Raw genomic sequence first — 22791 nt, 5'->3', positions numbered from 1 at the left:
GGGCCAACCGTTGTAGTTGCCAGTCTCCTAAGGGCTAAACGCAGACTGCTTGAGCTTATCTCTCAAACAGCGGCGTAGTGCCGCCCACCCAATCTTTATTTTTATTGAAATCCACGCCTATCATTTCACCACGGCTCAGACGGGCTAAGCCAGTGAGCAGCATTGGCTTGGTGCTCGTCTTAGGCCAGCTATACAAGAGACGGATTTCGCACTTCACCAAGCCATCGGGCGATTGCACTACTGGTTCGTACTGCACCTTGCGCTGCAGCAAGTAATTCTGCTTATCGGGCAGCGCGTCGAGGTCGGCCGCTGTCACGTGCAGCCGCACGCCCGCGCCCGCAAACGAGAACAGGGGCTTGAGCACGTAGTTCTCTAGGTTGGCTGGGTATTCTGTCAGCTCGTGCAAGAAGTAGCTAGCCGGCGCAAAGTCACTTTTGACGAGCGGCAGCGTGTACTTGCTGATGCGGAAAAACCAGTTGGGGTGGCCTACCCACTCCACGTCCACATCATCGTCGGTGAGGTTAAACTCAGGGTGCAAATCGGGGTAGCGCACTAGCTCATCAAAGATGATGCGGTTGTAGATGCGCTTGATTAAAATTTCCCGGCCGTCTTTCTCATAGAATAAGTGTCGGCCACGCTTCCGCACGTCGGGCAGCGATATGGCTTCGATGCCCCAGAACTGCTTAGACAGCATAAAATCTATCCGAGTCTTCTGCAGCTTTGGAAACAACTCCAGTAGAATGACATTTTCCGGCTGCTCGTCGCCTAATATCAATTTACGCATTTCGGCGTGGTAGGCATCTACATCGGCCACTTCCAAAAACGGAGTTACCGATTCGGGAATAGGATAGTGCTTTCGAAAAATAGAAGGCAGCCACGACTGAAACGCATAAAGCGACGGAAAGCCTTGCATCTCAATGAGCTGTGGCTCCAAGTCACCATCGGCGCCCCGGCACACCGCAAAGTCAAACGTTAAAAATTCGGCGTGCTCATCCTCATGCGGCACGCGTTGGTGGGGAGGAATGGCCTGCTCGGTGAGCTGCTTGAAATCGGGCTGCTGAATAACATCGATGATATCCTGGCCCGCCTGAATGAGCTTGTCGCGTAAGCCTGCCGGCACAAAAACCGGCGTTTCTGCCACGCGAAAATCCAACTGACCCGGTAGCTGCTGGTCGATGTCGGCCAGCATTTCCTGATATTTCTCGGGGGTGAAAGCGGCGTTGAAGAGGTGGCGGGCAGCAGGAATCATAAGGAGAAGAAATGACGAGCAAAAAAATGGCGCGAACGGTCAGGTTCGCGCCAGTAAATGGACTTAAGAGCGCTTAGCAATCAGCATAGCAGAAGGGACCTAGGCTAGTGCCAACTCGCCAAGCTGCGCCAGCGCCCGGCGCAAAAAGTTGGGAATAATTACGTTTTCGGTCCGCTCGATGGCATTGGGGTCGGCGAGCAGGCGCACCATGTCGTCGTATTTATCTTCGCCATAGGCTGTGATTACCTGCTGCTTACGCTCATCGGTTAGCATATAGCGTAGCATGCCTTCGCCATCGGCCTCGGGGTGAAACTGGGTGCCCAGCACCTCGGGTGAGAAGCGGATGGCCATAACGGCCCGGGCCAGCGGCACGTGGGGGCGCTCTTTCTCGAGGCACAGCACCGAAGCCCCTAACTCGGCCAGGCGGTCATCATCAACGTCAGTAAGCTGATAATCACGCGAATCGACGGCGTAGAATGGCTCGGGCAGCTGGTCAAATACCGGGTCAGCTTCGCCGGCTGGCGTAAGGTGCACCGGCAGCACGCCAAAAGAAGTAGACTTGCGCTTGCTCACCTCGCCCAGCCCTAGGTGCCGGCTTATGAGCTGAAACGAGTGGCAAATCAGAAGTAAGTGCTTTTTGCGCTCAGCTGTCTGATTGTAAGTCAGCAGTGAGTCAATAAACTGAAAATAAAGCGGCTCCCAAGCTTCGGTAGAAGGAAGGGGGCTGCCGGGCCCGCCGCTCGAGATGTAGATGTCGTAGTCGAGGCCTGGAACCTGGTTCTCAGCCCGGACATTAAACGTGTCAACCGCAAATGTTACGTGGTGAGCGGCTTCGGTGCGGCGTAAAAGCTGGTAGATACAACGCATCCCTTCATTGCGGGTGTTATTGTACAAATCCAGGACGGCAATACGGAAAGTAGGCATAGGCTAATGAATAATCTTAATAAACCCGATAAGAAAAGGCTTGTTTAAAATAACGGTAGCAAATTAATAATAAGTTCGTTGAAGCAGCGCATAAGCTGTTTAGAGCCCGTGCGTGGTCTCGCTTAAAATGTAGTCAACTACTTTGGTGAGGTCGCCGGTTTGGTGAAAAACGGCGAGCTGGCGGTCGGCGCCTGTGCCCATTTCCAACATTTTAAGCACATACTCTACTTCGTGGCGGCTGCCTAGGTCGTCGAGTACGTCATCGACAAAGTCGAGCAGTTCCAGAATGAGTTGGCGGGCCGGCTTCTCTTCCTGTGAGCCAAAGTCGATGAGCGTGCCATTGATGCCGTAGCGCGCGGCGCGCCACTTATTCTCTTTAATGAGGGCGCTGCGGTAGAGCCGGAAGTTCAGATTTTGGCACTTAAGCTTATAAATTTTAGCTACCAGCGCCTGCATTACGGCAGCTACGGCAATGGTTTCGTCGGCGCGCATCATCATGTCGCAGATGCGGTACTCGATGGTGTCGAAGAAGGGATGCAGCCGCAAGTCCCACCAGATTTTCTTGCCGTTGTCGATACAGCCCGTCTTGATGAGCAACGCCAGAAACTCGTCGTAGTCAGACGCGCTATTGAAATAGCCCGGGATACCGGTGCGCGGAAACCGCTCGAATACCTTAGTTCGGAACGATTTATAACCGGTTTCGCGGCCTTCCCAAAACGGCGAGTTGGTGCTGAGCGCAAACAAGTGCGGCAAGAAATAGCGCAGCGCGTTCATCATGTACACGCCTAGGTCGCGGTTTTCGATGCCGATGTGCACGTGCATGCCAAAGACGAGGTTGGAGCGGGCAGCCTCTTGCAGCTCCTCCACTATTTTGTCGTAGCGCGCATCGGGCGTGATGGGCTGGTCTTGCCAGCGCGAAAACGGGTGCGTGCCCGCTGCCGCTATTTTGAGGCCCACGCGGTCGGCCAGCTCTATCACCTGGCGGCGCAAGTGAATTACCTCTGTGCGGGCCTCCTCGATATTATGGCAAATATTGGTGCCAACTTCCACTACCGACTCGTGCATTTCGGCCTTCACCTGCTCGTGCAGCGTGATTTTGCCGTCCTCCACAATCTTCGACATGTGCGAGCGCAGGTCGCGCGTGACCGGGTCGATGGTTTGAAACTCTTCTTCGATTCCGAGGGTGAAAACGGGCCGGGCCATAGGTGGGCAGCGACTAGAAATGAGTAAGCAAAAACCCCTAGGGCGCTAGAGGAAGCAAAGAGCCACAAAAAGGGCTACCACCAAGCAGCGATGGCAGCCCTTTCTCACGCAGCTAAAAAGGAAAAACAGTTATTTCTTAGCGGGTGCCTTCTTGGGTTTGGCGGGCGCCTTTTCGGCGCTGGCTTCTGCTTTGGGGGCAGCTTTCGCTTTGGCTTTAGCGGCGGGCTTCTCGGTTGGTACCTCGCCCTCGGGGGCTACGGGCTGAGGAGCAGCCGATTTTTTGGGCGCGGCCTTCTTCGTTGCGGCTTGAATGCCAGTGGCCCCTAGGTCGTTGGTTTCATGCACGGGGCTGCCAACTTCCACCGCGCCATCGGTCGAGGCAATGACGGTTTGGCTAGCTGATTTCTGCACAAACGTGCCCCAGGTGAGGTTGTCGCGGCCGGGCTGCTGGGCCTGGGCCCGCTCGATGGCTAGGTTCGCGGCGTGCTCTACCACCCACTCAAAGTTTTCGGGGCCTACCGAATTAATGTCGGCGTCAGGCGCGGGGTTGCCAAAGTCAATAGCGATTGGAACACCGTCGCGCACCGCAAATTCTACGGTGTTGAAGTCATAGCCCAGGCCTTGGCAGAGGCGCAGCGTATAGTCTTTTACCGTTGCGAGCAGCTTTTCGCCGGCCTCGCCCTGCGTTTTCATCTCCGTCTTGTAGCGCTCATGGAAGGCATTGCGCGGCTCGTAGGGCATGATGAGCACATCCTTACCACCTAGGCAGTAGCAGCGGAAATAGTCATCGAACTCAACGGCTTCCTGATACAGCATTACGAGCTGACCAGTTTCGTCGTAGGCGCGCCAGGCTTCGTCGGGATTGTCCACCTTATACACGCTTTTCCAGCCGCCGCCCGAGTGGGGCTTCATGAAGGCCGGAAAACCGATTTTCTCAAACGCCTTCTGCCAGTCGAACATCGACAGGTTGCGGAACGAGTTCTCATTGGTGTCGTCGGGGCGGGCCTTGCTGGGCAGCAGCAGCGTCTTGGGCACTGGCACGCCGAGCTGCACCGCGAGGGCATTATTAAAGAACTTTTCGTCGGCGCTCCACCAGAAGGGGTTGTTAATCACAGCCGTACCCGTGAGGGCGGCGTTCTTGAGGTAGGCACGATAGAAAGGCACGTCCTGCGAAATGCGGTCGATAATAACGGCATAGTCAGTGGGCACAGCCTGCTCCACTTCCGTAATATTTACAAACTCGGCCGTGATGCCATCAACGGCTTTTTGGTTGACGCGGTCGACAAAAGCCTGCGGAAACGTGTTTTCTTGGCCGAAAAGAATGCCTATTTTTTTCATGAGAGAAGACGAAATGGGTGTTTGGGAGAGAAGCTGCGCAGTTGTACGCAACAGCCTTATTAAAAGATAGAAGAGACGTATTCCGGGAACATTTCGCGCCACACCGGCCAGTCGTGGGTGCCGTTGGGGCGCACATCGAGGCGGTGCGGAATGCCTTTGGCGGCTAAAATACCCGACATCTGATAGTTAGAATCCTTGCAGAAGTCGTGCTCGGCCGTGCCCAAGATGATGTTCATCTTGTAAAAGTTGTCATTCTGAGCATTGGGCATAAAATCGGGCGGATTGTTGAAGTACACCTGCTCGTCGTAGTAGCCGCCCATAAACATGCGAATGTCGAAGGCCGCACCCATCGAAAATAGGTGCGCCACCTTCTCGGGGTGCTTAAAGGCGAAGTTAAGCGCCTGGTAGCCACCTAGGGAGCAGCCCGCCACGCCTATCTTGTCGACCTGGCACTCTTGCTGCAGGCGCGGCACTAACTCTTCGCTTATCATGCGGTCATAAAGGTTGTGGTTGTGCAGGCGGGTACCGGGGTGCAGGTGCTTGGCGTACCAACTCCACTTGTCGCCGCTGTCGATGCAAACCAGCTTAATGAGCTTGTTTTCGATAAACCAGCGCACTGAGTCGACCAGGTGAAAATCTTTGGCCTCGAAGTAGCGACCATTGGAGGTCGGAAAAACCAGGATGGGGTAGCCGTAGTCGCCTAAAACCAGCATTTCCATGTCGAGGCCTAGGTGCTGGGAGTAGAAGCGGCGGTATTCTTCGTGCAAGGGGCAGGTGCCGGTGGGAAAGGAGCCCACCCCGGAACCGGCCGCAAACTAAGCAGAAAATCTGAACGGCCAACTTTGGATAAAATTCTGGGAAACGCGGGCGGGGCGTGTTTCTTTGCGTAGATAATGGCAGTATTCCGCTTTCAGTCGCCGCGCGGGGCCACCGTGGCCGTTCGGCGCGACGAATCCTTATTCTCTATCCGGCTGGGCCGCGTGGTGCGCCTCGATGTGGTGTTGCCGCCTGGCTTCGACGTGGCCGCCGCGCAGCCCTACCCGGTGCTGTACCTCAACGACGGCCAGGACCTGCAGCGCCTACGCCTGCCCGCCACGCTCAACTACCTGTATAAGCGCGGGGCCGTGCATCCCTTTGTGCTGGTAGCAGTGCACGCCGCCGACCGCCTGCAGGAGTACGGCGTGGCTGCCCAGCCCGACTACCTAGGCCGCGGCAGCCGCGCCGGGCACTACACCGAGTTTGTGCTCAAGGAGTTGCTGCCCTACGTGCAGGCCCACTACCACGCCAGCGCCAACCCCGCCGAAGCGGTAGTGGCCGGGATGTCCCTAGGTGGCCTCACGGCCTTCGACCTAGCCTGGCACCACCCCGAAGCGTTTCAGCGGGCGGGCTCGTTCAGCGGCTCGTTTTGGTGGCGCAGCCGGGGCTTGAATGATGGCTACACCGATGCCGACCGATTGATGCACAGCTTGGTAAGTGCCCGGGCGCCTAGGCCCGGCCAGCAATACTGGCTGCAAACCGGCACCGACGATGAAACCAGCGACCGCAACAACAACGGTATCATCGACTCGATAGATGATACCCTCGACCTGATGGCCACGCTGGCCCAGCAGGGGCTGCCCACCGAGGCTGTGCGCTACGTAGAGGTGCCCGGCGGCCACCACCACCAAGACACCTGGGGCGCCATCATGCCCGATTTTTTGCGCTGGGCCTTTGGGGTAGAGGGCGTTGATACCCGTGATTACTTACAGCACCACCTAGGGGCGCACCTGTTGGCTGGCAAGCGCCATCTACGCCGCCGGCCGCTTGGCGCCGCACGCCTGGGGTTTCGATATCTGGCCAAGGGCCGGGCGCGGGCGGCTACCTTTGCCGCCATGCCTGCCACTGCTACCCCAGCCCGCCCCGCGCCCGGCACCTACCAGCCCTACGCGCAAGGCTACCTCGACCTGATTCCGGAAGGCGCCGACCCGCTCGCGCTGCTGCGCCAGCAGCCCGCCGAACTGCACCGCGACCTGGCCCGCCTCACCGAGGCGCAGGCATTTATGCGCTACGCGCCCGGCAAGTGGACGCCTAAGGAGGTGCTACTACATATCATTGATACGGAGCGCATTTTTACGTACCGGGCCCTGCGTTTCGCCCGCGGCGATGCCCAGTCGCTGCCTGGCTTCAATGAAAACGAATATGCCGCTACGAGCGAGGCCAACGACCGCCCGATGAGCGACCTGCTAATGGAGTATCATGCCGTGCGGGCGGCTACGCTGGCCCTTTTTAGCAGTTTCACACCCGCGCAGCTCGACCGCGTGGGCCTCGCCAATGGAGGCGCTACTAGCGTGCGCGCCCTGCTCTTTATCACGGCCGGTCACGAGCGGCACCACCTAGGTATACTGCGTGAGCGCTACTGGCCCGTGTTGCCTGCCGCCGACACCGCGGCACAACAACTAGCTGCTCCACTGCGTTAGAATGCCGATTTTTTTGATTCCTTTTACCCCTCCCACACACCTTTTCACTCATGGCAAAAGCACAAGACGCCCGTAAGGAAAAAAAGAAAGAGCCTACCAAATCTATGAAGGAGAAGAAGGCTGAAAAAGACGAGAAAAAAGCTGCTCGCGCCCGCAAGCAAGAGTAGCCTGCTTCTAGGACTTTGCACAACTTACTGGAAAAAGCCAACTGGCTGCTAACAGGAACCATTCTGTTGCAGCCAGCTGGTTTTTTTATTGGGTTTAAAAGGAGTAATGAAGTATAATAGGTATATATGCAGTATTTTACACAGCTACCGGCTTAACAATTGGTAACTACTTCTTCCAAGTCTGCAAGCTATTTTCCGGCGTTGACGGGTATTCGGGCCGTGGCGGCTCTCCTGGTTTTCTTCTTTCACGCCGTGCCCGAAGCTCCTGCTGATGTCCAAATTATTTGGTTGAAGTGGCCAGGACGGCTCGCCCAGCAGGGCTACATCGGGGTAAGTATCTTTTTTGTGCTGAGCGGCTTTCTAATTGCCATCCGCAACTTTGACCGCGTTCAGCTAACTGGTATCTGGTTCAAACACTATGTGCAGAATCGCTTTGCCCGTATCTACCCGCTCTACTTTCTGCTGACAGCTTTTACATTCGCAGTGATGCTGGTGCACCCTTTTCATACTTGGTATGAGTGGTCTAGCACCTCTAGCAGTGGTGATAAAGCGGTTATTATTTTGGCCAACTTAACCTTAGTTCGAGCCTTTTTTAACGAATTTGTTTTTGTGGGCGTACCCACAGCCTGGACTCTGACCATCGAGGAGACATTCTACCTAAGCGCTCCGTTCTTACTGCTTGGCTTAAAGCATAGCATCCGATGGTTCTATACTTATCCCGTATTATTCATTTTAAGCGGCTTGCTATTGGTACTCGTTTGTGAACGCTGGCTGCCTCACTACGGCTTAATGGCTAACCTACGCTTTATGCTCAGCGAAACATTTTTTGGTCGTTGCGTGGAATTCTTAATCGGGATAGGGCTGGCGTGGTGGGTGCACCGGCGCCCGATGGCGCAAGGAGTAAGCAGAGGCGGGTCGACCACGTTGCTGGGCTGTGCGGGGATAGTAAGCTGTTTGCTGCTATTGCTGTGGCTGGAGCGTAGCCTGCCAATCAACTCATGGGTGGCCTTTAGCATAAATCGACTCTTGACCAACATTATGTTGCCTTTGCCAATTGCAATTATGCTATGGGGCCTGCTCTACGAGCGAACTTGGCTGCGGCGAATACTCGAATCGAAAACGGCGCAATTATTGGGTAAGAGCTCTTACGCGTTCTACTTAATTCACCTAGGTACGCTGGATACTATTTTCAGCGTCTACGTGACAGGCAATGTGGTAGCGAGGCTATGCGCTTATACATTGCTAGCTATTCTGCTCTACAAGTGGGTAGAGCACCCCTTGCATAAGCTGTTGCGCGCGCCTAGCGAAAAAAGGCCTTTAGTAGTGAGCGTATGAGTAAGTAATGTAAGGGTACTGTAGATGGGTTAGAGGGTGTAATAAGGTTCTTTCTCTTTGTCGTGGTAGCGCAGGTAGCCGTGCAGCGTCAGCTTGATGAGGGTACGGTAGGCGCGGCGGCGGCTCACATTAATAAGCTTGGTATACTGGGCCACCGTGATGCGCGGGGTGGTGCGCAGGTATTCCAGCACGCGCAGCTCGTCTTTCGTAAGCGGCAGCTTTTCGAAGCGGGCCTCAGGCTGCTGGCGCTCCAGTAGCTTTTCGGTGAGCGAGCTGGTTTGCACGCTTTCATCGCGCACCCGGATGTAGCCGCGCCATTCGCCGGGCGCTATTTGAGCGCGGTGCGGCTTGTTCTGGCTTTCGGGCACCTCCACAATGAGCACAATGCGGTCGTCCTCCGTTTCTATCTCGCGAAAATGCAGAGTAAGCGGCGGCTCGATGTAGTGCGCCGCCGCCTCGCGCAGCACAAACATTTCTTCCTCGGCGTCGCGCACGCCCACCACACGGCCGTCATCGTCGACGCCCACTAGCACCTTGCCGCCCCGGGTATTGGCCAGCGAGGCCAGCGTGCGCGAAATACGGGTAGGGTGGGTGGTTTTCTTTTTAAATTCCAGTTCCTCGCCCTCGCCCCGGCTGATAAGTGCGCGTAAGTTCATATGTATAAGCTGTTAGCTAGCAGCTATTGGCTGTGAGCTTTCTAGTAGCTTATCCTAACGTAAGCCGAAACACAAATGTGCCGCCCCCTAAGTAGGAAGCGGCACATCAAATAGCTAACGGCTGTCAATCAGCTCGCCTAAGGCGGGCGTATCTGTGAAGTCCGTTTAACCTAACACAGTCTGCGATTTAGAAGGGCAGGTCGTTGTCGTCGTCACTGGCGATGGGGGCAGCCGAAGGCTGAGCCCGCAGGTTGGGATTCTGGTTTTGAGCAGCAGGGCGAGCAGCGGCTTGAGGCTGGGCATAGCCACCACCGCCACCGGCCGGGGCACCACCCGCCGCAGCCGGCTCAACGCGCCATGCTTCGAGGTTGGTGAAGTACAGCATCTGGCCGTTTTTGTTGAAGCCGCGGCCGCGCAGGTCGAAAGTAACTTTCACCTCGTCGCCCATTTTGTAGGGGTCAATGAGGCTGGTTTTGTCCTGAGTCAGCTGAAACTTGATTTGCTGGGGATACTGGCCGTCTTGGACTTCCAGGACGAACTCGCGCTTGCGAAATTTATCGCTAACCTGCTGTTCGTCAAAGATTTCGTGCAGGCGGCCGGTTACGTCGTATGCCATCGTATTGTATGGTTAAGAGAAAATTGGGATTGGGAGGTCAAACCTACGAATAAAAACCGAAGGCGGCTAGGTTTTGGTTTCGGTAAAGTCAGTTTTGTAGCAAAAAACCTGAATTTTTAACGTTAATTATCTGCTTGATTATTTGATAAATACAGTTGAAATAATAACCTAGGGCAGCGCCTGTTTCGCAGCCAAGTAGTTGGCGCGCACTAAGCTTATGAGCACGAATCCCGTTCTTGCGGCCAAAAGCTAAAAATATGTTCGCACTTGCCTTGCACGGGGGGGCTGGCACCATCGCCCGCGCCGCGCTGACGCCCGCCTTAGAAGCCGATTACCGCGCCGCGCTGCGCGCAGCACTAGACTTAGGTACCGACTTGCTAGCCCAGGGCGCCCCGGCGCTCGACGCGGTAGAAGCCACGGTGCGCTCGCTCGAAGACTGCCCGCTTTTCAACGCCGGGCGGGGGGCAGTATTCACCCACGAAGGCCACCACGAGATGGACGCCGCCCTCATGGACGGGGCCACCCGGCGCGCGGGCGCCGTGGCTGGGGTGCGCGAGGTACAAAATCCCATTCGGGCGGCGCGCCTAGTGATGGAGCAAACCGAGCACGTGCTGCTGGCCTACCCCGGCGCTGACCAGCTAGCCCGCGAGCACGGCCTGCCGCTGCAGCCGCCCGCTTATTTCTTTACCCAGCAACGCTACGACCAGTTGCAAGAGGCCATCGCGGCCGGCCGGGTGCAACTCGACCATACCCCCAGCGACCCGCCGAAGCTAGACCCCAACTGGAAAAAAGGCACCGTGGGGGCCGTGGCCCGCGACCAGCGCGGCCACCTGGCCGCCGCCACCAGCACCGGCGGCATGACCAACAAGCGCTACGCCCGCATCGGCGACACGCCCCTCATTGGGGCAGGCACCTGGGCCGATGCGCATTGTGCCATCAGCTGCACCGGGCACGGCGAGTACTTTATCCGGGCCGTGGCCAGCTACGACGTGGCGTGCCTGATGGAGTATCGGGGCTTATCGCTGGCCGAGGCCTGCCGCGTGGTGGTGCACGACAAACTGGCCCCGGTGGGTGGCGAGGGCGGCCTCATTGCCGTGGATGCCGCTGGCAACCTGGCGTTGCCTTTTAACTCGGAGGGCATGTACCGGGCCAGCCGCAACATGGCCGGCGAGGTGCACATTGCTATCTATTAAGCTAGGTTAATGAGGAGTCTGGAGCAATACCTAGGTCGGCAACGAGCATACCGGCTGCTGGTGCTTGCTGTGCTTGGGCTAGGATTTTTTGTGCGCGTATGGCATTTTCCAAGTGTGCCGCCTGGCCTCAACCAGGATGAGGCCGCCAGCGCTTACGAAGCCTACTCCCTAGCCGAAACTGGCTGCGATAAATGGGGTAACCCCTGGCCGGCTTATTTCCCGGCGTGGGGCAGCGGGCAAAATGTGCTACTGGCCTATCTCACAGTGCCGGTGGTTAAAGCGTTTGGCCTGAGTATCTTCTCGGCCCGCCTCGTGTCGTTGCTGGTGGGCCTGCTTACACTGCCGCTGTTTTACTATGGCCTGCGGCCGATGGGGCGCTACCCGGCCTTGCTGGGGTTGCTACTGCTGGCGCTAGCGCCTTGGCACTTTATGCTTTCGCGCTGGGGTTTGGAAAGTAACCTCGCTCCCTTTTGGATGCTGCTGGGCTGTGTAATGGTAGCGCGGGCAGTTAGTACGCAGCAGCGACGCTGGATTATCCCTTCTCTTTTGCCTTTCGCCATTGCGCTGTACGCCTACGGCATTACGCTTATTATACTGCCGACGCTGTTTGCACTAGTGCTAATTGCTTTTTTTCAGCTTATTAGTCAGCGACCAGGGCCTTGGTTACTAGCAGCTTGCCTGTTCGTAGTAGTGGCGGCGCCATTTGGACTATTCATTATTGAAAACTATGTCCTGGAACACAACCTACCGTGGACCGACAAGCTGTTTTTCTCGACTCCTGTGCTGCCAGCTACGCGCCTCAGCCAAGAAAGCCATAACACCTTGCGAGATATATATGAGGTGAACAGCATGTTCGTTGCGCGGGGCTTCACTGATAGTACAGTTTATAATCAATTGCCTGGCTACCCGTTGCTACTACGGTTTACATGGGCATTAGCGGCGCTTGGAAGCTGCACGCTGCTCTACCGACTGGCAAAGTGGCGTACCCAACTGAGCAAGCGCCGGCACGAAGCAATGGGGTTGCTACTGCTAGCTTGGGCCGTGGCCTGTATTCCGCTCATTTTTTTATTTGGGCTGAATACGAACCGGGTGAATCATTTTTTCTTGCCTTGCCTGGGGCTGGCTGCCTGGTTTGTGAACATGCTCATTCGGCACTTGCGGCCGAGCACACCTAAGCAGTTTATTCGGGGGGCAGTGCTCGCCTGGTTTGTACTGGAGGGGGGGCTGGCGGCGAGTTATTACTTGCGTCACTATCCGCACGGCCCTATCAAGGAGCAGTTTAACAGTGGGTTGCCAGCGGCTTTTGCAGCTGTAAACCGCTTGCAAGGGGTGGGGCAGGTATATGTTACGCCGCACCTGCCCCTAGGGTATGTGTACACTCTCTTTTACCAGCGCTACCCGCCCGCCCAGTTTCAGCGAGAAGCGCAAGTAGGAATAGACTCGCTAGAAGGTGCTTACCAGGTCAATCGGTTTGGGCGGTATGTTTTTAATAGTCAGTATTTAGCACAAGAAGCGGCGTATGGCTACCTACTCTATAAGGATGAACTACAGGCGGCCGACCAGACTCGTAGGAAGGTATTGTTCAGCGACGAAATATGGGAAGTTGGTATAATGCTTCCTCTTCAGAATAGCGTTGAAGCGAAGGCACCCTGAACAAATAAAGAGTAAACCCAAAGCTACAGCGAGCTATAGATTGATAATTAATGCCGTTCTTTGCAGTGTTCTATTATAATGAACTTATTACACATTATTTATAAATAAAATGCAATTTGAAAAGTTGCTGCAGGCTTCTCTTTTGAGCATCAGCTTACTTGCCATGTCGGCTCCCGTTGCTTCGGCTCAGAGTGCCAATAAGTACCCTACGCCCGCTGGCCCACCCCGCAAAAAGTACATGTTTGCGCAAAAGGACCCCGAGTGCCCGGTGGTAGCTAACATTACTAAAAACACTGACGAGGACGCTGACATCACAGGCTCTTACACGCGGGTGTGCTACCGCTCGCCAGTCGAGATGCTGGCCGAAATCGACGAGCTGCGCCGCATCCATACCTGGGCCGACAGCACCTATCAGCGCCGGCTGGCCGCATTGCCGCCTGGCGGCGCGCTGCTGCTCACTATTCATCGCCAAGGCGCTAAGAACGCCGACCCTTCTGCCCTCACCCTCACGGCCCGCACCAAAGACGGCGCCGAGGTGTACACGGCCACGCCCAAGCCCGGCTCCGGCCGTTTCTTCGGCCGCGACCTGTACCAGGCACAGCAGGCCGTACCCTTTGTGAAGCCCACTGTGCCAGGGCCTTATCTATTATCAATTACAGATAGCAAGCTGCGGCAGGTATTTGAATACCAGTTGTCTATTCCGTAAAACGACCTAGGTGGTAGTTGGGGCAGGCGAGGACTTCATAAGCAACGCTATCCCAACTGCCACCTAGGGCGCGGAACTTACTTATGCAGCTGTACCCACTGCACGGCCAGTAGGGTTTTAGCATCTTGCCAAGGCTCGGCAACTAGCTGCTCGCGGGTGAAGGCTACCATTTCTAGGTGCTCGTGCTCGTCGGCTAGGCCGCCCCCGGCGCCGGTTTGGCGGCTCACCTCGGCGTAATACACCGTAATGGTTTCGCCGCTAGTGCCGGGCGAGGGCCACATTTTTACTATTTGGGTAAGCTCATCGACCTCGTAGCCTAGCTCTTCGTGCAGCTCGCGGCGCACGGCAGTTTCGGGGCTTTCGTCTTTATCTACCATGCCAGCGGCGATTTCCAGTAGGTCGGCTTCGGGGCCGACGCGGAACTGCTTCGTGAATAGATACTGTTGCTTACTCGTATCGAACACCAGCGCGGCCACAGCATGGCCTGGCTCAAAACGCTCGCGCGTTATTTCTTCTCCTTGCGGAGTGGTGGCGGTGAGTTCGGTGATTTTGAAATGCCCGTCGAATACGCGGCGGCGTTGCGTGATTTTCATAGCTTGTAAAAATAAGCGGTACCTTTGCCGCTACGGGCAGTCTGGTTGCGGACCGGCTGCCGGCCGTATATACGGCCATCCGGCCCGCCGCGTCGTAAGTGGCGCGTAAGGTGCGGGCTGTTTTATCCTGAAATTTTTTCCGACCGGGGAGCTCCGCTTGCCCCGCCCTGGGTCGCCGCTTGTTTGGCGGGCGGCCCGCCACCCCATGACGTTTACCGAACTCAACCTGATTGAGCCCATCCTGCGCGCCCTAGGCGAGGAAGGCTACACCACCCCCACGCCCATTCAGCAGCAGGCTATCCCGCAGGTGCTCGAAGGCCACGACCTGCTCGGCGTCGCCCAAACGGGCACTGGCAAAACAGCCGCCTTCTCGGTGCCCATCCTCCAGATACTGCACCAAACCGCCCTAGCCCAAAAAGGCCAGGGCCCGCGCGGGCGCGTCCGCTGTCTTGTACTCACACCCACCCGCGAGCTCGCCATCCAGATTGGCGAGAGCTTCAAAGCATACGGCCGCCACTTGCCGCAACTGCGCTCGACCGTTATTTTTGGTGGGGTAGGGCAAAACCCGCAGGTGCAAGCCTTGCAGCGCGGCGTTGAAATATTGGTGGCCACACCCGGCCGCCTGCTCGATTTGATGAACCAAGGTTACGTCAATCTGCAGCACCTTGAAGTGTTTGTGCTTGATGAGGCCGACCGCATGCTTGACATGGGCTTCATCCACGACATCAAGCGCATCCTGCCCAAGCTGCCGGCTGGCCGCCAGAGCTTGTTTTTCTCGGCCACGATGCCGCAGGCTATCAAAGAGCTTTCGGCCACCATCCTGCGCCCTAACCCCGTGCAGGTAGCAGTGACGCCCGTGTCGAGCACCGCCGACACCGTGACGCAGTCGGTGTTTTTGGTCGATAAAAATGATAAGCCCGCGCTGCTGCGCCACGTGCTGAAAGACCCCGCCATCAAGCGCGTGCTGGTATTTACCCGCACTAAGCACGGCGCCAACAAAGTAACCGAGACCTTGGAGAAGGCCCAGATTACGGCTGAAGCCATCCACGGCAACAAAAGCCAGAATCACCGCCAGCGGGCGCTGAGCAACTTCAAGGCGGGCACTACGCGCGTGCTGGTGGCTACCGATATTGCCGCCCGCGGCATCGATGTGGACGAGCTGACTCACGTCATCAACTACGAAGTGCCCAACGAGCCCGAAACATATGTGCACCGCATTGGCCGCACAGGCCGAGCGGGGGCTTTCGGTACGGCATTTACATTTGTAGAGGGTGAGGAGCGGGCCTATCTGCAAGACATTCAGAAGCTTATTCGTAAGCAGATTGATGTGGATAGTGACCATCCGTTTACCACGGCTAGCGTGGCGCCAGTATCGCTGCATGGTAGCGAGCGCATCATCCGGCCCAAAGGCCCGGCTGGTCGCCCGCCCCGCGATGGCCGCTCGGGTGGTGGCCAGGGCCGTGGTGGCGCACCGCGTGCTGCTAGTGGCCAAGGCACGCCCAACCGGGGCGAGCAGCGTAGTGGTGGGCGGCCCCAAGCGAGCGGGCGACCAGCCGCCGCGGGTAGTGCTGGCGGCGGCGAGCGCCGTTCGAGCAGCCGTCCTTGGCAAGCGGGCCGTGGCGGAAGCGAAGGTGGCAGCCGCCGTTCTTAGGTTCTGCTATCGCTAGATAGGCACAACGAGCCCTCGTAGTTATATTCGTTCCGGTTTCGCAGCCTGCTTTAGGCTGGGAGGCCGGAACGTCTTTTTGTGTGGCAGCCGGAAACAAAAATCGGCTGGCATCGCTTCTAGCAGAAGCTATTTGTTTAACTAGTAGCCTTTCAGCCCATGACTTCTCGCGTTTCTCTTCCGTTGATTCAGGCCCTGCGTGACACGGCCCGCCGCTTGGCCGCCGAGGCTCCGTACCAGTGGGGCCATATGGGCAGCTGCAACTGCGGCCACTTGGCCCAAACGGTAACGTCCCTCACTAAGGCCGAGATTCATACCCAAGCCTTGCAGCGCTACGGCGATTGGGAGCGCCAACTCATCGATTACTGTCCTACCAGCGGTCTACCTTTCGACCAGACTATCGACGAAATGCTGGCACTGGGCTTCTCGCGGCAGGATTTGACCCACCTAGAAAAAATCTCCGACCCGGCCGTGCGCTTGGCCATCCCGTTTGAGCGACGCAATGCGTTGCGTCATAACCAGCGCGATGATGTTGTGCTGTACTTGCGCACCTGGGCCGACTTACTCGAGCAGCGTCTGCTTGACACCTTACCCCTGCCCGAGGTAGCTGAGACGGCCGCCTTGCATAGCTAGCAACTCAATAAACGCAGCGAGGCCTCTACACGCAAAAGCCCCGACTACTAACCAAGTAGTCGGGGCTTTTGCATGTAGAGGCCTCGCTGCGCTAGCCTAGTGGCTCAGGCACTAGCGGCGGCAAGGGCTTAGTAGTTGACGTTGCTGCGTTGCGCTTCGCGGTAGCCTTCGGTGCGGTGTTCCCGCTTGTAGGCCGCATCGGCGCTCGGGTCTTTCTCCGCATCGGGAGCAACCGAGCAGGCAGCGGTGAGGAACAGGGCCGCGCTGGCGGCCAGCAGCAAGGAGTAGGTGCGCAGACGTTTCATGCCGCGAAGGTAAGCCGTAGCCGCCAAACGATGCCTACAAACTTGGCGCAATTTGTGAGTAGTAGCTGACGGCAGGAAGTGTAAACAGTGCCGTTGTGCCGGTCTGTCTGCTATCACTGCTAGCCCGTAGGAATGGCTGGTTGCCCATCTGCTAGCAGGTAGCAGCTAGTAGCAGTGTTGGTATCTAGTTGCACTGTCTTGACTTGGCGACTTTGAGATGATAGCAAGGTTAATTGCTCACCAAGCAGCCATCTCAGTCTCTGCATTTGCTCGGTAGCTGCGAATACTATTGGCTGAATGATAATTGTTTTTTTTGAGTAAAGACAGGTGATTGGAATATTAGCAAAAGTTAGGTGTGAGCAATAGGTTGTTGTCGCATATTGGTTAAGGATTATTCTTGCACGAAAAAAATATCAAGTACAGCGTCTGATTAAGCATATTTTGCTTAAAACAATTCTTTTGATTGATGTATATAAGTGCCTGATAGAAAGAAGTAAAAGAGTAGAAAAAGGCGTTGATATAAGCCATGAATAAGTATGCAAATTTCGTTGTGCTATTTAAAGAGGCTTGATGTGGTGGGGTATGCGTGATTTATTATGTATCATGCCCAGTATAGGAGCTATATTTCTTTAAATAGAACGCTATAAAATTATAACTAAATTTGGATAGGCAACGGTCAATAACATTAGCCTAGAGCTGGGTGAATGCGTAACGGGCCTGCGCTTAGGTAGCATTACAAGCTACCTAAGCGCAGGCCCGTTTAAGATAAAAATAGGTAAGAGAGGAGCCTAGGTTCTACCGCTGCCGCGCGGGAAAACATGCTGCTAGATTTGTAAATACCAACGTATTTTTCCTGGTCCCACAACTCGTAGTAGGGACTAGGTAGCAGACTAGACTAATAGCCTTCGGGTAGATAATCGCTGAATGAGCCATCACGGTAGAAGATGACAATGCGGCGAATAGCCTTGCCTGGCTCACCTAAGAACGATAAGGCTGCCGCTGGGTGTGGGGCAGGCGCAGGCACTTCGGTATTGGCTGCTGGGGCAGATACCTCTGCAGCGGTAGTCGGGCTCTCAGCAGCGCCTAGGTCTTCATAAGGGGCAGGGGCTGGGGGCAACTGAACTGCAACCGGCGCTACTGCTGGTGCTGGCTTACTAGCAGGAGTAGGAGGCACAGGAGCAGTAGGTGGAACTTGGCTAGGCAGCACGGGCGCAATAGGCATAGCATCGGCCGCTGGTGGCGTGAGGGGAGATGCCTCAACGCTAGCCAAGGTAGCAGAGACCGCAGCGGTAGCTCCGGGCCGGAACCTAGGGGGCTGGTTATAGTTGCCAGGACGGGATACCGGCGTTGGCCGGGCTGCGGCCACTGGGTTAGGGGCGGGGGCTGGCGGCGTAGCAACGGCTACTGGTGGGGGCGGAGCTACTGAAACAGGAGGCTGCACTACTTCTGGAGCACTTGTGGCGGGGCCAGCAGCAGGTGGGGCCGTAGCTGCCAGCATGGGGCCAGTACCGGCAAGCAGCCAAGGCAGCGATATATTGGGAAAAGCACCAATAATCTTCTGGACTACTTCTAGACTGGGCTTATTACGCTCGCTGAGGATATGGCTGATAACCGGGCGGCCAACCCCGATAAGGTCAGCAAACTGAGTAGGGCTAAGCTGACGGTCTTCTAGCAGTTCGCGGATGCGCGTAATCATAATGATAGTTTACTTCAATGCAAAGATGCACATAAGTAAACAAATAGCGACTGTTTATATATGTTATTGCTAAGAGATGCGTTGTTTACATATAGACGTAATGCCTTAACATATGTATACGATAGCTGATTTGACTGATGTATACATATGTAATTTAGAGATATTGGACATGAGTGGTACATATGTTATTAGACGCTTTATGGTTTTAATTCATAAGAGTATACTTTTGTGTGAAGTATATTAGCAGGTAATAATCACCAAAAGAGTAGCTGCATAATCATAAAAAAATAGGGCCACCTCACTGGAGCATGCCAGATGAAGTGACCCTATTTTTTTAGTGTAAGCGGTTCCTGTAAGGCCGCTGTGCTTACAGATTAACTCTGCTCGAAGTACTCTTTAGCGAGCGCTTTGTCATGACCATAAATGTCGTTTCGGAAGTGAACGTGGCCGTCGGCATCGGCCCAGGCGGTGAGGTACACTAAGTATACGGGTAGCTTTTCCTTGAGAGTAATGTACTTCTCGCGACGCTGTGCAATGGTGTCCTGGATGGTCGCCTGGTCCCACTGTGAGTAGTCACGAAGCAGGTAGGTGGCCAGCTTCACGGGCTCCTCCACGCGCACGCAGCCGTGACTGAAATTGCGCGCCGTTTGCGAGAACAACTCGCCGTGCGGCGTGTCGTGAAGGTAGATGTCGTTCGAGTTTGGGAAGATGAATTTTACTTCCCCTAGGTCATTCTTGGGGCCCGGCCGGCGGCGTAGCGTGTACTTGAAAGTAGCCGGCGTCACGTTGGCCCAGTCTACCGTGGAGGGGTCGATGACGGTAGCGCGCCGGCCGTACCCCTTCACTACTTCCATGTCGAGGCGGTCGAGGGTACCCTGTGGGTTCTCGGCCAGCTTATAGCGAAGCTCTTTATCGATGATGCTAAAGGGTACGTTCCAGTAGGGTGACAGTACCACATATTCCATCTTGTCGGAGAACACGGGCGTTGCGTTGAGGGTCTTGCCCACGATGACGCGCATGGTCATGACGGGCTTGTGCTCTTCGTAGACGTAGAGGCGATACTCCGGAATATTGACCAGCAAGTAGTCGGGCTCGAACTTCTTGGGTAGCCACCGCCAACGCTCCATGTTCAGGATAACTTGGTTGATGCGGGCGCTAAGCGGCACGTTGAGTTGGCGCAACGTTTCGCCATTTACGATGCCCGTAGGCGGTAGACCAGCATCGCGCTGAAAGCCTTTCACGGCGTCTACTAATTCCGAATTATAAACTTCCGCTGCTGTGGGCGCGGGCTCTTTATTTACTACTGGCAGGGCTTGGCCCGGTGCAGTAGCTGGGGCTGTGGGACCCGCCGTTTCGCTGCCGAGCAGACGCTGGCGAAGCAGTCCTACTACGGGCGAAGTCTGGCCAGGACGCAGATTGGTAGAGGCCGGCAGGGTAGGCCAGCCACCCGCTTGCTGGCGCGAGCGCAGCAAAGCCAGCGCCTTCTTTAGGTGGTCGTACTCGGGGTGCAGGGGGGCAAAGTCGTAGTACGGATACGTGCTTTCACGCTCACGCAGAATGGTGAGCAGTGCCCGGTCAAGCTTGATTTTATTGCGCTTTACTTTCCACGCATCGTTCTTGGTATCGCGCGGATTGGCCACGCCCCGGTAATAATCCGAGGCCCAATTGAAGTACGTGCCCGAAAGTGCCACGTCTATTTGACGTTCCAATTGGTTACGACGCGTCGAATCCTGGACAGTTTTGAATTCTGCCAGTAGCTTAGTTAACCCATTGTCTTGATACCTCTTAGGGTCAAGGCCATCATCTTTTGCTTTAGCGATGACATTGAGTAGTGTCTGGGCCTGGGGCACCAGCTGGTGGTCCTTAAACCACCCTAGGCGGAACTGCCGCTCGCGGTAAAACTTGCGAGCCCAGCGCTCCTGCGCTTTAAAGCGGGCGTTGGTTTGCATAGCCCGGATGACAAAGACACTATCAAGATGCGGCGCAGGCCCCGCCGTGGCGATGCCCTGCTTGATGCCGCCGGCAGTGGGCGTGCCAGTTTGGTCGCCGCTGCCGCCGCACGACGTCAGCAATCCTGACAGGCTGAGCAACCCCAGCCAGAAGGCAAGTACTAAAAAATTAAAACGAAACTTGAGATACATTGAAGCAAGAAAAAACCGGGCCGTAGCCCAGCAAAGGTGAACGCGAATGGTAGCGTTTACTGAGCGGCCGGTAGGTAGGTTGCCTGAGCACAGTGGCAAGCCTAGGTGCAAAGTACGCGCCAGAAAGTGCTATTGCTAGTAAACCCAACGTTGAGGCAGAATTAATCTCAAGGCACGGGGTGCTGGCGGGCGGCTGGGCCGCTGCCTCGTGCTTGCTATTGGCTTGGCCGGAGGAGCCTACTGGGCGAGAAGACGACTCGTTGGACTCTCGGGCCGAGGCCAGCTTTCAGGCCGCCACTGCGAGCCCCCGCGCTGCCAACAAGACTGGGGCAACCTCGCCGGGCCCTAGGTGTTCGTATAGCAGAGTTTTCTTGACTGCTCTCAATTTTCTTCCGCATGGCTCCTCTTGCTTCGCCGGTGTCCCCGGCCGCTCCCCTCGCTTCGGACCCCCACAGCTACGCCAGCCAAGGCACGCAGCTGGTCCGCCACCTGCGCCTGTACTTGGCCGTTGACTTCGCTCAGCGCACGCTGGTGGGCACCGCCACTTGGCTGCTCACGGCGCCAGCAGGAGCAGCTGCGGCTGGCCACCTAGCAGAGGCAGCGCTCGTGTTGGACACCCGTGACTTGCTTCTTGAAAGTGTGAGCCTAGGGGAAACCACCAACGGCCCGGCCGCTGCCTATACTCTTGGCGCAGCTGATAACGTGCTCGGACAGGCCCTGCGCATTCAACTGCCAGCGGGCACCGCGGCGGTAACTATTAGCTATCGCACTGCGCCCGCCGCGGCAGCCTTGCAATGGCTGAACCCTGCCCAAACGGCCGGCGAGTTCCCGTTCCTCTTCACGCAGTCGCAAGCCATTCTGGCGCGCACTTGGCTGCCGTGCCAAGACTCGCCGGGTATCCGCTTTACCTATGAAGCCACCGTGGAAATCCTCGGCCCAGAGCGCGGGCAGCTGCTAGCACTGATGAGTGCTGAGAACCCACAGCACACCGCCGCTGATGGCCGCTACCAGTTTCGAATGGAGCAGCCTATTCCGGCTTACCTCATGGCGCTGGCTGTGGGGCGGCTCGACTTTGCGCCGCTTAGCGAGCGCACCGGCATCTACGCCGAGCCGGCCACGCTGGCGCGAGCTACTTATGAGTTTGCCGACCTAGAGCAGATGGTAATCGCCGCCGAACAATTGTATGGCGCATACCGCTGGAAGCGCTACGATTTACTTGTGTTACCACCTAGTTTTCCATTTGGCGGCATGGAAAATCCATGCTTAACATTTGTTACGCCAACAATTCTGTCGGGTGACCGCAGTCTTACTAGCTTGGTGGCACACGAGCTAGCGCACTCGTGGAGTGGTAACCTGGTTACAAATGCAACCTGGAATGATTTCTGGCTCAATGAAGGCTTTACGGTGTACTTCGAGCGCCGCATCATGGAGCACTTATATGGAAGCACTTACGCTGACATGCTGCAAGTGCTAGGCGAGGCCGACTTGCACCATACAATTGGTGAACTCGGTGCTACCAGCCCAGCTACTCACTTGCGGTTGCACCTAGCCGGTCGTGACCCCGACGATGGCCTCAACGATATTGCTTATGAGAAGGGCTGCTTACTGCTGCTAGCCCTTGAGCAGCTGGTGGGGCGCCCGCGCCTCGACGCTTTTATTAAGGAGTACTTCGCGCGGTTCAGTTTTCAGAGCATGGATACGACCACGTTTATCGACTACCTGCAGCAGCAGTTGCTCGGCCCTGAGCCCGGCCTAGCCGAGCGCTTGAACCTAGGTGCCTGGGTCGACGGCCCCGGCCTGCCGGCCAATGCACCCGTGGCGCACTCGGCGCGGTTCGACGCGGTGGATGCTGTGCTGGCCCAGTTCAGCGCGGGCACGCCGGCCGCCGCACTAGTGCCGGCTACTGCTGAGTGGAGCAGCCACGAGTGGGTGCACTTCCTGCAAGGCTTGTCGCCGACGCTGCCCCCGGCCGAGCTAGCGGCGCTCGACGCAGTTTTTCATTTCACGGCCTCAGGCAACGCCGAGCTGCTGGCGACGTGGTTTCCGCTGGCGCTGCGAGCCGGGTACGCGCCGGCCGATGCAGCACTCACCAGTTTTCTCTTGCACGTGGGGCGGCGCAAATTTTTGGTGCCGTTGTACCGGGCTTTGTTGGCTACGCCCAATGGCCAGGCGCGGGCCCAGGAGATTTACCGGCAAGCGCGGCCCAACTACCATTCGGTGGCGACGAGCACGCTCGATGTATTGCTGGCATAAGGCTTGCC

At 56.6% G+C, this 22791-nt stretch carries 19 protein-coding genes; 8 read left to right on the top strand and 11 right to left on the bottom strand.

All coding sequences use genetic code 11. The annotated features are described in order from the left end of the window. Positions 1 to 55 precede the first annotated feature (55 nt). The 5 genes from FNT36_RS02895 to FNT36_RS02875 form a co-directional block, all read right to left on the bottom strand. Entirely contained in the window at positions 56 to 1249 is a 1194-nt protein-coding gene (locus FNT36_RS02895) for a hypothetical protein (RefSeq protein ID WP_144844111.1), read from the bottom strand. Positions 1250 to 1348: 99 nt separating this feature from the next. Continuing rightward, on the bottom strand, positions 1349 to 2173 hold the full coding sequence (locus FNT36_RS02890) for a type 1 glutamine amidotransferase (RefSeq protein ID WP_144844108.1): 825 nt from the start codon (positions 2171 to 2173) through the stop codon (positions 1349 to 1351). 99 nt (positions 2174 to 2272) lie between these two features. Further along, complete coding sequence (locus tag FNT36_RS02885) at positions 2273 to 3376, bottom strand: carboxylate-amine ligase (RefSeq protein ID WP_144844105.1); 1104 nt, start codon at positions 3374 to 3376, stop codon at positions 2273 to 2275. 129 nt (positions 3377 to 3505) lie between these two features. Beyond that, the gene (locus FNT36_RS02880; RefSeq protein ID WP_233635628.1) at positions 3506 to 4714 is read right to left on the bottom strand and encodes an ATP-grasp domain-containing protein; all 1209 of its coding nucleotides are present in this window, start codon (positions 4712 to 4714) and stop codon (positions 3506 to 3508) included. Between the two features lie 59 nt (positions 4715 to 4773). Next, complete coding sequence (locus FNT36_RS02875) at positions 4774 to 5433, bottom strand: alpha/beta fold hydrolase (RefSeq protein WP_394348937.1); 660 nt, start codon at positions 5431 to 5433, stop codon at positions 4774 to 4776. 174 nt (positions 5434 to 5607) lie between these two features. Here FNT36_RS02875 and FNT36_RS25330 point away from each other — a divergent pair, with 174 nt between their 5' ends. After that, the gene (locus FNT36_RS25330) at positions 5608 to 7170 is read left to right on the top strand and encodes an alpha/beta hydrolase-fold protein (RefSeq protein ID WP_233635627.1); all 1563 of its coding nucleotides are present in this window, start codon (positions 5608 to 5610) and stop codon (positions 7168 to 7170) included. 326 nt (positions 7171 to 7496) lie between these two features. After that, positions 7497 to 8672, top strand: a complete 1176-nt coding sequence (locus FNT36_RS02860) for an acyltransferase family protein (protein ID WP_144844098.1) — start codon at positions 7497 to 7499, stop codon at positions 8670 to 8672. Between the two features lie 29 nt (positions 8673 to 8701). Here the strand turns inward: FNT36_RS02860 and FNT36_RS02855 are convergent, their stop codons facing one another. Together FNT36_RS02855 and FNT36_RS02850 are read right to left on the bottom strand one after the other, a co-directional pair. Further along, positions 8702 to 9328, bottom strand: coding sequence for an AlbA family DNA-binding domain-containing protein (locus FNT36_RS02855; RefSeq protein WP_144844095.1), 627 nt, complete (start codon positions 9326 to 9328; stop codon positions 8702 to 8704). A gap of 187 nt (positions 9329 to 9515) precedes the next feature. Continuing rightward, entirely contained in the window at positions 9516 to 9944 is a 429-nt protein-coding gene (locus FNT36_RS02850; protein ID WP_144844092.1) for a DUF3127 domain-containing protein, read from the bottom strand. Between the two features lie 257 nt (positions 9945 to 10201). Here FNT36_RS02850 and FNT36_RS02845 point away from each other — a divergent pair, with 257 nt between their 5' ends. The 3 genes from FNT36_RS02845 to FNT36_RS02835 all read left to right on the top strand — a co-directional run bounded on the left by FNT36_RS02845 (position 10202) and on the right by FNT36_RS02835 (position 13496). Further along, positions 10202 to 11137, top strand: coding sequence for an isoaspartyl peptidase/L-asparaginase family protein (locus FNT36_RS02845; RefSeq protein ID WP_144844089.1), 936 nt, complete (start codon positions 10202 to 10204; stop codon positions 11135 to 11137). Positions 11138 to 11146: 9 nt separating this feature from the next. Next, a complete protein-coding gene (locus tag FNT36_RS02840) occupies positions 11147 to 12790 on the top strand; it encodes a glycosyltransferase family 39 protein (RefSeq protein WP_144844086.1) in 1644 nt (547 codons plus the stop codon). 163 nt (positions 12791 to 12953) lie between these two features. After that, positions 12954 to 13496: a hypothetical protein gene (locus FNT36_RS02835; RefSeq protein ID WP_144844083.1), complete on the top strand. Its 543-nt coding sequence runs from the start codon at positions 12954 to 12956 to the stop codon at positions 13494 to 13496. A gap of 77 nt (positions 13497 to 13573) precedes the next feature. On the opposite strand, the gene FNT36_RS02830 is transcribed toward FNT36_RS02835, so the two are convergent. After that, complete coding sequence (locus FNT36_RS02830) at positions 13574 to 14089, bottom strand: NUDIX domain-containing protein (protein ID WP_144844080.1); 516 nt, start codon at positions 14087 to 14089, stop codon at positions 13574 to 13576. A 205-nt stretch (positions 14090 to 14294) separates the two neighbouring features. Between FNT36_RS02830 and FNT36_RS02825 the strand changes: the two genes are divergently transcribed. Together FNT36_RS02825 and FNT36_RS02820 are read left to right on the top strand one after the other, a co-directional pair. Next, a complete protein-coding gene (locus FNT36_RS02825) occupies positions 14295 to 15740 on the top strand; it encodes a DEAD/DEAH box helicase (RefSeq protein WP_144844077.1) in 1446 nt (481 codons plus the stop codon). 174 nt (positions 15741 to 15914) lie between these two features. Then, complete coding sequence (locus FNT36_RS02820; protein WP_144844074.1) at positions 15915 to 16388, top strand: hypothetical protein; 474 nt, start codon at positions 15915 to 15917, stop codon at positions 16386 to 16388. Positions 16389 to 16516: 128 nt separating this feature from the next. Here the strand turns inward: FNT36_RS02820 and FNT36_RS25325 are convergent, their stop codons facing one another. From FNT36_RS25325 to FNT36_RS02810, 3 genes are all read right to left on the bottom strand, one after another. Next, a complete protein-coding gene (locus FNT36_RS25325; protein WP_233635626.1) occupies positions 16517 to 16693 on the bottom strand; it encodes a hypothetical protein in 177 nt (58 codons plus the stop codon). 895 nt (positions 16694 to 17588) lie between these two features. Then, positions 17589 to 18389, bottom strand: a complete 801-nt coding sequence (locus tag FNT36_RS02815; protein ID WP_144844071.1) for a helix-turn-helix domain-containing protein — start codon at positions 18387 to 18389, stop codon at positions 17589 to 17591. A 374-nt stretch (positions 18390 to 18763) separates the two neighbouring features. Next, the gene (locus FNT36_RS02810; RefSeq protein ID WP_144844068.1) at positions 18764 to 20530 is read right to left on the bottom strand and encodes a L,D-transpeptidase family protein; all 1767 of its coding nucleotides are present in this window, start codon (positions 20528 to 20530) and stop codon (positions 18764 to 18766) included. Between the two features lie 396 nt (positions 20531 to 20926). On the opposite strand from FNT36_RS02810, the gene FNT36_RS02805 reads away from it, so the two are divergent. Then, on the top strand, positions 20927 to 22783 hold the full coding sequence (locus FNT36_RS02805; RefSeq protein WP_144844065.1) for a M1 family metallopeptidase: 1857 nt from the start codon (positions 20927 to 20929) through the stop codon (positions 22781 to 22783). Positions 22784 to 22791: the final 8 nt, after the last annotated feature.

This window comes from Hymenobacter setariae, assembly GCF_007713685.1.
GTDB lineage: Bacteria > Bacteroidota > Bacteroidia > Cytophagales > Hymenobacteraceae > Hymenobacter > Hymenobacter setariae.
This window is presented reverse-complemented; position numbering and strand designations above follow the sequence as displayed.

Bases quoted from the DNA above. Each gene is read 5' to 3' on its own strand.
- FNT36_RS02815 (WP_144844071.1), bottom strand. From the start codon at position 18,389: ATGATTACGCGCATCCGCGAACTGCTAGAAGACCGTCAGCTTAGCCCT.
- FNT36_RS02810 (WP_144844068.1), bottom strand. From the start codon at position 20,530: ATGTATCTCAAGTTTCGTTTTAATTTTTTAGTACTTGCCTTCTGGCTG.
- FNT36_RS02855 (WP_144844095.1), bottom strand. From the start codon at position 9,328: ATGAACTTACGCGCACTTATCAGCCGGGGCGAGGGCGAGGAACTGGAA.
- FNT36_RS02850 (WP_144844092.1), bottom strand. From the start codon at position 9,944: ATGGCATACGACGTAACCGGCCGCCTGCACGAAATCTTTGACGAACAG.
- FNT36_RS02840 (WP_144844086.1), top strand. From the start codon at position 11,147: ATGAGGAGTCTGGAGCAATACCTAGGTCGGCAACGAGCATACCGGCTG.
- FNT36_RS25325 (WP_233635626.1), bottom strand. From the start codon at position 16,693: ATGAAACGTCTGCGCACCTACTCCTTGCTGCTGGCCGCCAGCGCGGCC.
- FNT36_RS02820 (WP_144844074.1), top strand. From the start codon at position 15,915: ATGACTTCTCGCGTTTCTCTTCCGTTGATTCAGGCCCTGCGTGACACG.
- FNT36_RS02895 (WP_144844111.1), bottom strand. From the start codon at position 1,249: ATGATTCCTGCTGCCCGCCACCTCTTCAACGCCGCTTTCACCCCCGAG.
- FNT36_RS25330 (WP_233635627.1), top strand. From the start codon at position 5,608: ATGGCAGTATTCCGCTTTCAGTCGCCGCGCGGGGCCACCGTGGCCGTT.
- FNT36_RS02875 (WP_394348937.1), bottom strand. From the start codon at position 5,433: ATGGAAATGCTGGTTTTAGGCGACTACGGCTACCCCATCCTGGTTTTT.
- FNT36_RS02885 (WP_144844105.1), bottom strand. From the start codon at position 3,376: ATGGCCCGGCCCGTTTTCACCCTCGGAATCGAAGAAGAGTTTCAAACC.
- FNT36_RS02890 (WP_144844108.1), bottom strand. From the start codon at position 2,173: ATGCCTACTTTCCGTATTGCCGTCCTGGATTTGTACAATAACACCCGC.
- FNT36_RS02825 (WP_144844077.1), top strand. From the start codon at position 14,295: ATGACGTTTACCGAACTCAACCTGATTGAGCCCATCCTGCGCGCCCTA.
- FNT36_RS02835 (WP_144844083.1), top strand. From the start codon at position 12,954: ATGTCGGCTCCCGTTGCTTCGGCTCAGAGTGCCAATAAGTACCCTACG.
- FNT36_RS02830 (WP_144844080.1), bottom strand. From the start codon at position 14,089: ATGAAAATCACGCAACGCCGCCGCGTATTCGACGGGCATTTCAAAATC.
- FNT36_RS02880 (WP_233635628.1), bottom strand. From the start codon at position 4,714: ATGAAAAAAATAGGCATTCTTTTCGGCCAAGAAAACACGTTTCCGCAG.
- FNT36_RS02805 (WP_144844065.1), top strand. From the start codon at position 20,927: ATGGCTCCTCTTGCTTCGCCGGTGTCCCCGGCCGCTCCCCTCGCTTCG.
- FNT36_RS02845 (WP_144844089.1), top strand. From the start codon at position 10,202: ATGTTCGCACTTGCCTTGCACGGGGGGGCTGGCACCATCGCCCGCGCC.